General features: G+C 70.9%; 9 protein-coding genes. 1 reads left to right on the plus strand and 8 read right to left on the minus strand.

Annotated features, from left to right (window positions below):
* Positions 1-7: 7 nt before the first annotated feature.
* The 4 genes from ACODT0_RS21885 to ACODT0_RS21900 form a co-directional block, all read right to left on the minus strand.
* Positions 8-1,489, minus strand: coding sequence for an SEL1-like repeat protein (locus tag ACODT0_RS21885; RefSeq protein WP_413762107.1), 1,482 nt, complete (start codon positions 1,487-1,489; stop codon positions 8-10).
* Positions 1,490-1,628: 139 nt separating this feature from the next.
* Positions 1,629-3,056: a dipeptidase gene (locus tag ACODT0_RS21890; protein ID WP_489042256.1), complete on the minus strand. Its 1,428-nt coding sequence runs from the start codon at positions 3,054-3,056 to the stop codon at positions 1,629-1,631.
* A gap of 11 nt (positions 3,057-3,067) precedes the next feature.
* Complete coding sequence (locus ACODT0_RS21895; protein ID WP_489042257.1) at positions 3,068-4,774, minus strand: carboxylesterase/lipase family protein; 1,707 nt, start codon at positions 4,772-4,774, stop codon at positions 3,068-3,070.
* A 64-nt stretch (positions 4,775-4,838) separates the two neighbouring features.
* Positions 4,839-5,882, minus strand: coding sequence for a tripartite tricarboxylate transporter substrate binding protein (locus ACODT0_RS21900; RefSeq protein ID WP_489042258.1), 1,044 nt, complete (start codon positions 5,880-5,882; stop codon positions 4,839-4,841).
* A 114-nt stretch (positions 5,883-5,996) separates the two neighbouring features.
* On the opposite strand from ACODT0_RS21900, the gene ACODT0_RS21905 reads away from it, so the two are divergent.
* Complete coding sequence (locus ACODT0_RS21905; protein ID WP_489042259.1) at positions 5,997-6,929, plus strand: LysR family transcriptional regulator; 933 nt, start codon at positions 5,997-5,999, stop codon at positions 6,927-6,929.
* A gap of 3 nt (positions 6,930-6,932) precedes the next feature.
* On the opposite strand, the gene ACODT0_RS21910 is transcribed toward ACODT0_RS21905, so the two are convergent.
* The 4 genes from ACODT0_RS21910 to ACODT0_RS21925 form a co-directional block, all read right to left on the minus strand.
* Positions 6,933-7,241, minus strand: a complete 309-nt coding sequence (locus ACODT0_RS21910) for a Dabb family protein (RefSeq protein WP_261218053.1) — start codon at positions 7,239-7,241, stop codon at positions 6,933-6,935.
* A 153-nt stretch (positions 7,242-7,394) separates the two neighbouring features.
* Positions 7,395-8,555, minus strand: a complete 1,161-nt coding sequence (locus tag ACODT0_RS21915; protein ID WP_057597689.1) for an acyl-CoA dehydrogenase family protein — start codon at positions 8,553-8,555, stop codon at positions 7,395-7,397.
* Between the two features lie 78 nt (positions 8,556-8,633).
* Positions 8,634-9,440 carry an MHYT domain-containing protein gene (locus tag ACODT0_RS21920; RefSeq protein WP_489042260.1) on the minus strand — a complete coding sequence of 269 codons (807 nt, stop codon included), beginning with the start codon at positions 9,438-9,440 and terminating at the stop codon, positions 8,634-8,636.
* A 143-nt stretch (positions 9,441-9,583) separates the two neighbouring features.
* Positions 9,584-10,927 carry a hypothetical protein gene (locus tag ACODT0_RS21925; RefSeq protein WP_489042261.1) on the minus strand — a complete coding sequence of 448 codons (1,344 nt, stop codon included), beginning with the start codon at positions 10,925-10,927 and terminating at the stop codon, positions 9,584-9,586.
* Between the last annotated feature and the right edge of the window lie 571 nt (positions 10,928-11,498).

An 11,498-nucleotide genomic window follows, 5' to 3' on the forward strand; every position in this document is an offset into this window, starting at 1 on the left:
TCGAGGTCTAGAAACTGTCCTCCGGCGATGTCGCCGTGAGGGAGAGAGCCCGCCAATTCCAGTCGCCGGGCTGGCGTGCGTCCAGGCGCCAGTCGGCCGCCAGGCGCTTGCCGCGCGCCAGTTCGTCGGCCGACATCCGGGCCTGGATGGTGTTTCGCCGCGGGGCTGCCCGGGGCTCGCCCGCGCGGTCCGACAGCGTGTAGAGGGCCCAGGCTTTCGCCAGGCCGCCCGGCGCCGTCTCCAGCACGCTGCCCAGCAGAAGCAGGCCTTGCGGCTGGCCGCGGCTCGCTCCTTCGCGCAGCCAGTCCAGTGCCGCCTTGGGATCGCGCGGCGCATCGCGTCCGAACAGGTACATCTGGCCCAGGATCGTCTGCGACACCGGGTCGCCGCCGCGCGCGGAGGCGGTGCGCCACTGCAGCGCGCGTTCCGCGTTCTTTTCCACGCCGGCGCCCTGGGTGTAGATCTCGGCCAGACGGCGCTGCGCATAAGGGTCCCCCAGGTCCGCGGCGCGTCGGTACAGGGCATGCGCTTCGACCGGATCCGCCGGGACATCCTGGCCCGCCGACAGCATGTCGCCCAGGTTGTCGAGCGCGGTGACGTCGTCGAGATCGGCCGCCTTGCGGAACCAGCGCATGGCTTGCGCCGCATCCCTGGGCACTCCGTAGCCCTTGTCGTGATAGATGCCCAGCCACGCCATGGCGGGCGCGTCGTCGCGAGCCGCCGCCTGGCGCAGCCATTCCATGCCTTCCTTCGGGTCGGCCGGGATGCCATCCCGTGCGCGCACGACGAAGGCGGCGATCGTTCGCTGAGCCTGCAGCAGGCCTTGGGCGGCAGCCTTGCGCCACCACGACAGGCCGAGGGCACGATCGATCTTCACCGACACGCCATGGCAAGGCTGGCCACCGGCATACAGCATGCCGAGCAGGAACTGCGCACGCGGCTCCCCGGCCTCCGCCGCCCGCTGCAGCCAGTCGTGCACGTTCTCGTTGCGATCGACGGTTCTCTGGGGACCGCTTCCCTCGGCCAATCCCATGTGTTCGCAGTAGGCGACCGCGAGCCGCGTCAGGTTCTCCGTGCCGAGCGTGTCGAAGCGGCCTTCGAGCGCGGCCTGCCGAAGCGGCTCCAGCCCGGCCTTGTCCTCGGGGCGTAGCGCATAGCCTTCGAACACGAGGCTGACCTTGCCCTTGGCGCGCATCAGGATCAGTGCGTCGCTGGCATCGACCCGGCCGGCGCGTGCCGCGCGCGACAGCAGCTTGTAGGCCATGTAGTCGTCCTGATGGCGGCTGTCGTCGCGGGCATGGATGCTGCCCAGGTAGAAGGCCGCATCCGGGTCGCCGAGCTCGGCCAGCGGCTGCAGTTGGCCCACGGCGGCATCGAAGTCCCGGGCCCGGTAGGCGCGCACGCCGGCGTCGAGATCGGCGGCGGCGACGCCGAGGGACGCGGCGGCTCCGAGGACGAATGCGCAGACGCGGGCGGCAAGCAGCTTCATGGGCAAGGAGGGGCGGAGACGGCGGGTCGGGCAGACGCTGCGCGATGGTAGCCGCCATCACGATGCGTCCGAACGGGGCCGCGGGTGCCGTGCCGCTCACCGCGCGGGCAAGCCGCCGGCGGAATGCCGAGCCTCGCGCTCAGTGCCCGTGGAACTGCTCCGGCGGGTACGACGCCAGTTCCGCCAGCAGCAGTGTCCACGCGCGCGCGCCCTGCTGGATCGACGCCAGCCGGAAGAACTCGTTCGGCGCGTGCACGTCCTCGTCGGGCAGGTTGAAGCCGAACATCAGCGTGTCGATGCCCAGCGTCTCCTTGAACAGCGCGGTGACCGGCACGCTCGCGCCCAGCCGCACGTGGATCGGCCGCCGGCCGCTCTCGCGCTCGAGCACGGCCTCGGCCGCGCGTACCAGCGGATGCGCGGGCGCGAGGGTGGAGGCCGGCGAGCCCTCGTGCAGCGCGACGGTCTCGAGCGTGCAGCCCGCCGGGCAGTGCGCCTGCAGGTGGCGCAGCACGGCGCGGATGACGGCGCCCGGATCCTGGCCCGCGACCACGCGCGCGGTCAGCTTGGCGCCGGCCTCGCAGGGCACGATGGTCTTGCCGCCCTCGCCGGTGTAGCCGCCCCACAGGCCGTTGACGTCGAGCGCGGGGCGCAGCGTGATGCGCTCGCGCGCGCTGTAGCCGGGCTCGCCGTGGTCGCTGCCGCCCACGTCCGCGAAGAAGGCCGCCTCGTCGTAGGGAAAGGCCGCCGTGTCGGCGCGCTGCCGCGGCGTCGGCGGCTGCGCGCCGGCATGGAAGCCCTCGACCGCCACGCCGCCGTCGGCATGGTGCAGCGAGGCGATGAGCCGCGCCATCTCGTGCAGCGCGTTGCGCACGCCGCCGCCGTAGCGGCCCGAGTGCAGGTCCTTGTGCGCGCTGCGCAGGCGCACCTCGAGCTGCGCATTGCCGCGCGCGCCGGTGTTGATCGTCGGCACCTCGGCGCTCGCGCGGCCGCCGTCGGCCGACAGCACCGCGTCGGCCCGCAGCAGCGCGCGGTGGCGCTCGACCAGGTGGCGCAGCGAGGGACTGCCGGTCTCCTCCTCGCCCTCGAGGAAGACCTTGATGTTGACCGGGCAGCCGCCGCGCACCGCGAGGAAGGCCGCGATGGTCTCGAGCGCGATGGTGGTCGAGCCCTTCACGTCGGAGCTGCCGCGCGCATAGAGCCGGCCGTCGACCGTGGCCGGCTCGAACGGCGGCGTGCGCCACAGCGCGAGCGGGTCGGCGGGCTGCACGTCGTAGTGGCCGTAGACCATCAGGGTGGGCCGGCCGGGCGCGCCGTTCCATTCGCCGTAGACCGCGGGCTCGCCGCCGCCGTCGAGCAGCTGCACCTCGTGCAGGCCGATGGCGCGCAGCCGCTCGAGCAGAAAGCGGCGCGCCGTGTCCATGCCGGGCGCGAAGGCCGGGTCGGCACTCACGCTGGGAATGCGCAGGAAGTCCTCGAGCCAGGCCACGATCGGCTGCTGGCGCGCCGCGAGGTGGTCGATGACGGCCTGCGTGCCGGCGTCCGCGGAAGGGGTGTCTGTGGAATGCATGGTGGTGTTCATCAGTAGATCGGCGGGAACACGCCCGGTCCCCACAGCGTGTCGCAGCGGTGCGTGCGCTCGAAGTCGCCGCGCGTGACGCCGATCGCGGGATAGCCGAAGGCGATCAGCGCGGGGTCAGCCGGGGAGGCGAAGCGCGGCCAGGGCGTGGCGACCGGCGTGCCCTGGTTCGGATCGCCGCTGCGCACGAAATTGAGCAGGTAGGTGCTCATCTGCGCGGCGAGCGCCCGGCGCTGCGTGGCCACGACGGCATCGCCGCCCGCGGCCGTGGTGTCGGCGGCATCGAGGTACGGATAGCCCGCGAGCTGGTCGGCCATGTCGCCGAAATAGAAGCTGTCCATGCCGTGTGCACTGCCGTAGTAGAAGGCCGAGGGCCTGGCGGGGAAGGACAGCACCGGGTCGGTGAACTCCCAGCCGTAGACCGGCACCCAGGCCGAGAGCGCGCCGCGCCGCGCGCTGTTGCCGCAGGCGTACATGCCGTCGCCGATGGCGCGCGCGACGCCCTGCGCCGGCACCGCGAAGCGCGAGAGCGGGTAGGCCGCCTCGATGGCCGTGGTGTCGAAGCCCGCGGGCGCGAGGCCGCGCAGGTAGAACGGGTAGACGTCGGCGCCGAGCTTGCTGTCGACGAACAGGGTGCCCTCGTCGTACACGCCGCCGATCATCACCGGCACCTGGTTGAAGTTGCCGCTCTCGAAGGCGCGCGCCGGCACCTGCGTGAGCACCTGCGCGTCGACCGTGGGCCGCCACTTGCTGCCGCCCACGGCCAGCAGCGCGGAGGCCGGCAGGCCGCGCAGGCAGGCGACGGTGGCGGCATCGTCGGCCTTGCCGGCGCAGCCCAGCCTGGCGACCGCGGCATCGCCGATGCCCAGCGCCGTGTCCATGCCCTGGTTCGAATATTCGCCGCCACCGCCGCTCTGCATCACGGCGCGGTGGAACAGGCCCCGGGCCTTCGGCGACTGCAGCAGCGAGAAGCTCTGCGTGGCGCCGGCCGAGGTGCCCCAGATCGTGACCTTGCCCGCGTCGCCGCCGAACGAAGCGATGTTGCGCTGCACCCATTCGAGCGCGGCGATCTGGTCCATCAGCGCGAAGTTGCCGAGGCTGCCGTCGCGGTTGAGCGCGCGCAGCGAGCGGTTGGCGAGGTAGCCGAGCGCGCCGAGCCGGTAGTTGAAGCTCACCACCACGACGCCGCCGCGCGCCGCGAGCGTGCCCGAGGCCTGCGAGCCCGAGCCGAGCACGAAGGCGCCGCCGTGGATGTAGACCAGCACCGGCAGCCGGTCGCCGGGCTTCGCGTCCGCGGGCTTCCAGACATTGAGGTAGAGGCAGTCCTCGGCCGAGCGGCCGTCGACATTGGTCTCGGGCGCCTGCAGGCAGGCGGTGCCGAAGGCCTGGGCCTGCAGCGTCGCGTCGTGCGCAGCGGGCGGCCGCGGCGGCGCCCAGCGCAGGTCGCCGACCGGCGGCCGTGCATAGGGAATGCCGAGGAAGGCGACCAGGCCGTCCTGGCGCTGGCCCGCGACCGGGCCTTCGGCGGTGCTGGCGAGCGCGGGATCGGGCGCGGCCGGCGGTGGCGGCGCGGGCGTGGCGATCGGCGGCAGCGCGAAGTTCGCGGCACTGCCGCCTCCGCCGCCGCAGGCCGCGAGGGCGGTGCACAGGATCGCGGCCAGGGCCAGCGGCAGGGCGCGAGGAGGCGCCCTTCGATCGAGGGGGGTCATAAGTCTCCTTCGGGCCGGCGAGCGGCCTCTCTTCAGTCGGTGGGGGAAAGAAAAAGCGGCGCTGTCAGGGCGACTCGTAGCCCACGGTGCGCACCAGCTCGCGGTAGCGCGCGATCTCCGCGCGGTAGAACTTCTCGGCCGCCTCCAGGCTCATCGGCTGGAAGATCGTCTTGGCCTGCGCCTCGAGCTGGGCGCGCGCATGGGCATTGGTCAGCCCGTTCTCGATCGCGGCGTTGAGCCGCTCGGCCACCGGTTGCGGCGTGCCCTTCTTCACCGCGTAGGCGGTCCAGATGCTGAAGTCGAAGCCCTTCATCGACACCGAGTCCGCGCTCGAGGGCACGTCCTCGAAGGGCGCCGGCAGGCGGCCGCCCGAGAGTGCGCCGATCACGCGCAGCTTGCCCTGGCGCGCGTAGTCGGCATAGAAGGCCTGGTAGGGCATGAAGGCGAAGTCGATCTGGCCGCCGAGCAGGTCCTGCATCAGCGGCGCGCCGCCCTTGTAGGGCACGTGCGTGGCGTTCGCGCCGGCGCGCCTGGCGAACAGCTCGCCCAGCAGGTGGTAGAGCGTGCCCGCGCCGGTCGAGCCGTAGCTCAGCGGCGCGTCCTTGCCGCGGGCGCGCGCCAGCGCCACCAGCTCGTCGAGCGTGCGCGCGGGCAGCTTGTCGTTGACCACCACCACCAGCGGCGAGATCGCCACCGGCGCCACCAGCTGGAAGTCCTCGGGGCGGTAGCGCACGCTCTTGTTGACCATGCCCGAGAGGATCAGCTCGCTGGGCGAGCCCTGGAACAGGTAGTGGCCGTCGGCCGGCGCCGCGAGCACCTTGTTGGCGGCGATGGCGCCGGCCGCGCCGCCCAGGTTCTCGACGATCACCTGCCCACCCAGCGCCTTGGCCACGGGCTCGGCGAGCGCGCGCGCCGTGAAGTCGCTGGCCGCGCCGGCCGGGTACGGCACCATCAAGGTGACCAGCTTGGAGGGAAAGGCCGCGGGCTGCGCCCAGGCGCCGGTGCCCACGGCCGCAAGACCGGCGAGGGCCACGGCGAGCGCCAGGGCGCCGCGGCGGCGGGACAGCCCGGACGACAGCCGGGAGAAGCGTTGCGAGAAGCCGTGCATGGGGCGATTCCTTGGGTCGAAAGCAGTACGCGACGGATGCTAGAAATCGCTCATCTATCTGTCCAATGCATTGTTTTTCTGCTTATCATGATCTGGACTCATGATCGGCACGCCATGAACCTGCAGCAACTCGAGCACCTGCTCGCGCTCGCCGAAACCGGCTCCTTCAGCCGCGCCTCCGAGAAGGTGCACCTCACGCAGCCCGCGCTCAGCCGCAGCATCCAGATGCTCGAGCAGGAGCTCGGCATGCCGCTGATCGACCGCATCGGCAAGCGCAACGAGCTCACGCCCTTCGGCGCGATGGTGCTGGCGCGCGCGCGGCGCATCTCGAGCGAGGCGCAGGAGCTGCGCCGGGCCGCGGCGCTGCTGAGCGACGGGCAGGCGGGCCAGCTGCGGCTGGGCCTGGGCGCCGCGCCGGGCGCGCTGTTCTCGGCGCCGCTCCTGATCCACATGCTGCGCGACTACCCGCGCGTCGGCCTCGAGCTGCACGGCGGCGGGCCCGAGCAGCAGCTCGCGGCGCTGCGCGCGCGTGCCATCGATGCGCTGCTGATCACCTACCGCGCGCTCTCGCCGAGCGAGGACCTGCGCATCGAGGTGCTGCCCACCCTGCGTTCGGGTTTCGTCTGCCGGCGCGGCCATCCGCTGGCACAGCGCCTGCGCGAGGCGGGCGCGCTGGCCTTCGCCGAGCTCGCGCGCTTTCCGCTGATCTCCACGCGCGTGAGCGACGACGTCGCGCGCCGCCTGGTCGAGCGCTACGGCAGCGAGGCCAGTCCGCAGCGCTGGCTGCAGGTGTCCTCGGAAGAGATCGGCGTGCTGGTGGAAGCCGTGCGCAACACCGACGCGATCTTCCTCGGCGTGCTCGCCGTCACGCGCGCGCTGCGCGACGGCGGCGAACTGGTCGAGCTGGCCGTGGCGCCGCAGGCCGGGCTCGATGCGCAGTTCGCCTTCGTCACGCTCGAGGGCCGCACCGAGGCGCCCGCGCTGCAGATCGTGCGCGGCTTCTGCATGGCGCTGGCGCGCGCGGAGTCGGCGGCCGAGCAGGGGTAGCCGTCAGCCGGGGTCGGCCGCGAAATCCACCTGGTGCCGCGCGATCCGCAGATCGCCGAGCGCCTCGCGCACGCGCAGGTGCGCCGGATGCGTGGCATAGCCGTCGAGCGCGGCCTGGCTGTCGAACTCCGAATACAGCACCACGTCGCAGGCATAGGCGACGCGGCTCGAATCGATGCCGACCTCGATGCGCAGCAGGCCCGGGACCTGGCCGCGCAGCGATTCGAACTGTTGCTTCACGAACCGGGTGGCGCGCGCCTTCTCCTCGGGCGTGTCGGCGCGCAGGTCCCACATCACGATGTGCTTGAACATGGCGCGGGGGAATGAAGGACGAAGATCACGCGAAGGCTCCAGCTGCCGCGGGGCAGGAAAGGAGCCCGCGGCGTGCGGACGATGGTATGCAGGCGCGGCGCGAAAGACCGCGTCGCCGCTGGAGAACAGTTTTCCGCTGGCGGCGCTCCGGGCTCAGTCGCGCGGCGGCCGCTTCGCGATGCCCATGGTCTTCGCGAGGATGCCGAGCATCACCTCGTCGGCGCCGCCGCCGATCGAGGCCAGGCGGCCATCGCGGTACAGCCGCGAGACGCGGTTCTCGAGCGTGAAGCCCATGCCGCCCCAGAACTGCAGGCAGGTGTCGGCCACCTCGCGCGTGAGCCGGCCGGTCTTGAGCTTGGCCATCGAGGCCAGTTCGGTCACGTCCTGGCCCTGCACGTGCAGGTCGCAGGCGCGGTAGGTCAGCGCGCGCAGCGCCTCGACCTCGGTCTTGAGCTCGGCCAGCTTGAACTGCACCCACTGCTGGTCGGCCAGCGTGCCGCCGAACAGCTTGCGCTGCTGGGCCCATTCGATGGTCTGCGCGATGCAGTCGTCCATCGGCTCGAGCGAGCTGGCCGCGCACCACAGCCGCTCTTCCTGGAACTGCTGCATCTGGTAGACGAAGCCCTGGCCTTCCTCGCCGATGCGGTAGCGCTGCGGCACGCGCACGTTGTCGAAATAGATCAGGCCGGTGTCGCTCGAGTGCATGCCGATCTTGCGGATCTTCTTCGCCTTCTCGATGCCGGGGCTGTCCATCGGCACGATCACCAGCGACTTGTTGCGGTGCACCGGGCCGTCGCCGGTGTTGACCAGCATGCACATCCAGTCGGCCTGCAGGCTGTTGGTGATCCACATCTTCTGGCCGCTGATGAGGTAGTCGTCCCCATCCTTGCGCGCGTGGCTCTTGAGCCCGGCCACGTCGCTGCCCGCGCCCGGCTCGGACACGCCGATGCAGCCCACGGTGTCGCCCGCGATCGCCGGCGCGAGGAACTCGCGGCGCAGCTCGTCGCTGCCGAAGCGCGCGAGCGCGGGGGTGCACATGTCGGTCTGCACGCCGATCGCCATCGGCACGCCGCCGCAGCTCACGTGGCCCAGCGCCTCGGCCAGCGCCATCGCGTACGAGTAGTCGAGGCCGCCGCCGCCGTAGGCCTCGGGCTTGTTGAGGCCCAGCAGGCCCAGGTTGCCGAGCTTCTTGAAGACCTCGTGCGCGGGAAAGGTCTCGGCCGCCTCCCACTCGTCGACGTGCGGATTGATCTCCTCGTCGATGAAGCGGCGCAGGGTCTTCTGGATCTCGAGGTGTTCGTGCGTGTAGTGCATGGTGTCCGTACGGGCGGGGCGCTCCCGGCCCCGATCGCAGGAACTCTAGGCGCGCCCCGGCCGCGGGGCTTGCGCCAACTAGCTGGTGCGCGCGCGGCGCGCCGTGGCCGGTGCCGGCCGCGCGTTCGAGGCGGCCGAGATCGGCGACTCGATGCTGTTGCCGGTGAGCACCCAGTAGATGAAGATCAGCACCGCGCCGGCCGTGCCGAACACCGTGAGGCCCATGTAGCTGCCGCCGATGGCGAGCGCGTCGAGCGGGGCGGCGGCGGTGCAGACCATGGTGGCCGCGCTCATGCCCACGTAGTGCATGGTGCACACCGCCAGGCCCATCACGGCCGCGGCGCCGATCTGCAGGCTCAGCTTGCGCACGTTGAAGGCCAGCCACAGCGCGGCGGCCGCGGCGCTGATCGCGATCAGCACCGACAGCCCGACCGCCATCGGGTCGAACTGCATCGTGGCGCGCATGTTCATCGCGAACATGCCCATGTAGTGCATCACGCACACGCCCAGGCCGGCCAGCAGGCTGCCCGCGAGCCAGCCCGCGCGGCTGAACTTGCGGCGTCCGCCCGCGAGGTAGAGCGCGATGCCCGAGATCAGGATCGCCGCCACCAGCGAGACCACGGTCAGCGGCATGTTGTAGGCGATCGAGATCGGCAGCCGGTACGCCAGCATGCCGATGAAGTGCATCGACCAGATGCCGATGCCGCCGAGCGCCACCGCGGCGCAGGCCACGGCCGCCAAGTTCGGGCGGCCGTCGGCGCCGACCATGCGGCCGGCGCAGATCAGCGCGGTCAGCGAGCCGGCGAAGGAAATGAAGTACGACAGTGCCACCAGCCCCAGCGAGTACTCGGGCGACAGCAGCTGGCCTGCGACGAGCGGTGTCATGGTTGTCCTTTCGACAGCAAAACGGTACCGCTCGCCTCCGGAAATCGGTGGTACCGGACCGTTCCGGGCGAGTTTGTAATGTTTGTTTTTAAAAGTAAACTGGTTTTTTACAATTCCGTTTAGATTACTTTTTTCTTAATTTTTCAGCGCTGAGGCCGGATCCGGTATATCGCGTTGTTCCGGTCCGCCGCCATGTAGACCGTGCCGTCGGGCCCGATCGCCACGCCGGTCACCACATAGGGCGGCGGCAGTCCGGGCCCGGGCGCCAGGCCGATCGGCAGGTTCTCGGCGATGGTGCGGCGCGAGCCATCGGCCGGGTCGATCTCCACCAGCCGCCGCGCCGCGCTCTCGGCCACCACGAAGCTGCCCCAGGGCGTCTGCGCCAGGCCCTCGGGCAGCGCGAGCTTGTCGGCGATGGTGCGCAGCGGCGCGCTGGCATCGAGCGGAATGCGCAGCAGCTTGCCGGCCGCCTCGGTGACGTAGAGCGCACCGTCGCGGCCGATCACCATCTGCACCGGACCGTTGAGCCCACTCGCGATCACCTGCCGCTCGGCGAACTTCGCGCCGCTCGCGCGCGTGATGCTGCCGGTGGCGATCTCGGCGTAGATCACGCTGCCGTCGGGCATCGGGATCGCGTCGAACGGGGCCTTCAGGCCGTGGATCGTCTCCACCGTCTTCAGCGTCTGGCGGTCGACCAGCTGCACCGTGCCCGTGAACCACGAGCTCAGCGCGAACAGCCGCGCCGAGAGCCCGACCGCGAACGGGTACTCGAGCTCGGGCTCGCGCTGCATGCGGAACACGTCGCGCACCTCGCCGTTGCGCACGTCCACCCGCCGGAAGCCGAACACATCGGCGACCCAGAGGTCGTTGCCGTCGAGCTTCATGCCGGCCGGCACCGCGAGCTTGCCGCCGGTGAGCGTGCGCAGTTCGCCGGTGGCGGGCTCGAAGGCCATGACCTCGTTGTCGGCCATGTTCGAGATGTAGATCGTGCCCTCGGGCGCGATCGCGAGGTTGTCGAGCGAGGGCTTGAGCTGCTTCGCGACCGTCTTGCGGCCGGTGGCGAGCTCGACCTTCACGAGTTCGCCGCTGCGCGCGTCGACCACCCAGAGGTTGCCCTTGCCGTCGAGGTTGGCCGCGGCCGGGATCTGGAAGCCGTCGGCAATCGGCGTGATGCGCCCGTCGGCCGGATCGATCTTCACCACCTGGTTCTTGAACCACAGCGGTCCGTAGAGCATGCCGTCGGGCCCGACCTCGAAGCCGTTGAAGCCGCCCATGTCCTTGCGGATCAACCGCGGCGGCTTCTGGCCCGCGCGGTCGATTTCCCACAGCGCGTCGCCGAGGAACACCTGCGAGGCGTAGAGCTTGCCGTTGCGCGGGTCGAAGGCCAGCGAGTTGAGGCCGGGCAGGTCCTTGGCGAGGACGCGCATGGGGGCGGTGTCGTTCTCGCGGTAGCGCAGCATGCCCATGAGGTAGTTGGTCCAGGCCATCTCGCCTTGAGGGCCGATGGCGATGTCGTCGGACTGGCCTTCGGGGGCGTCGATCAGGATCTTGGCTGCACCTGTTTTTCGGTCGACTTCCCAGAGGGTGTTGCCCAGGACCGAGCCTGCGAGCAGGCGGCCCTTCTGGTCGATGGCCAGGCCGTGGACGCCGGAGAAGGAGGAGGGGGGGACCAGGGGCTCTGGGGGGTGCCAGGCTGTGGGTCTGGTGGTGAGGAGGGGGGTGGACGGGGTGGGTGCCGGCTCTGCTGTCTGCGCGGCTGCTGGTGTCGTTGACGGTGGGCTCGTTGTCGTTGTTGTGGTGCTGCAGGCTGCTAGCGCGATGGCTACGGTGGTGATTGCGAAGCGACGGAACAGGGGGCAGGTGGGCACGGGGTCTCCTTCTCTCTTCTCTTTGTTCGGCGTTGTTTGAGGCGCGCGGGGGAGTCTAGGGAATGTGGAGGGGGAATTGGTCGCTGGTGAGACAGGGGTTTGGGTTTTCTTCAGGTGCTGCCTCTTGGTTGGGCCGTTGGCCGGGTCTCGCCCCGGCGGGCGAGTCACTTTCTCTTGTCTCGCCAAGAGA

The organism is Variovorax sp. FG153 (assembly GCF_057809595.1).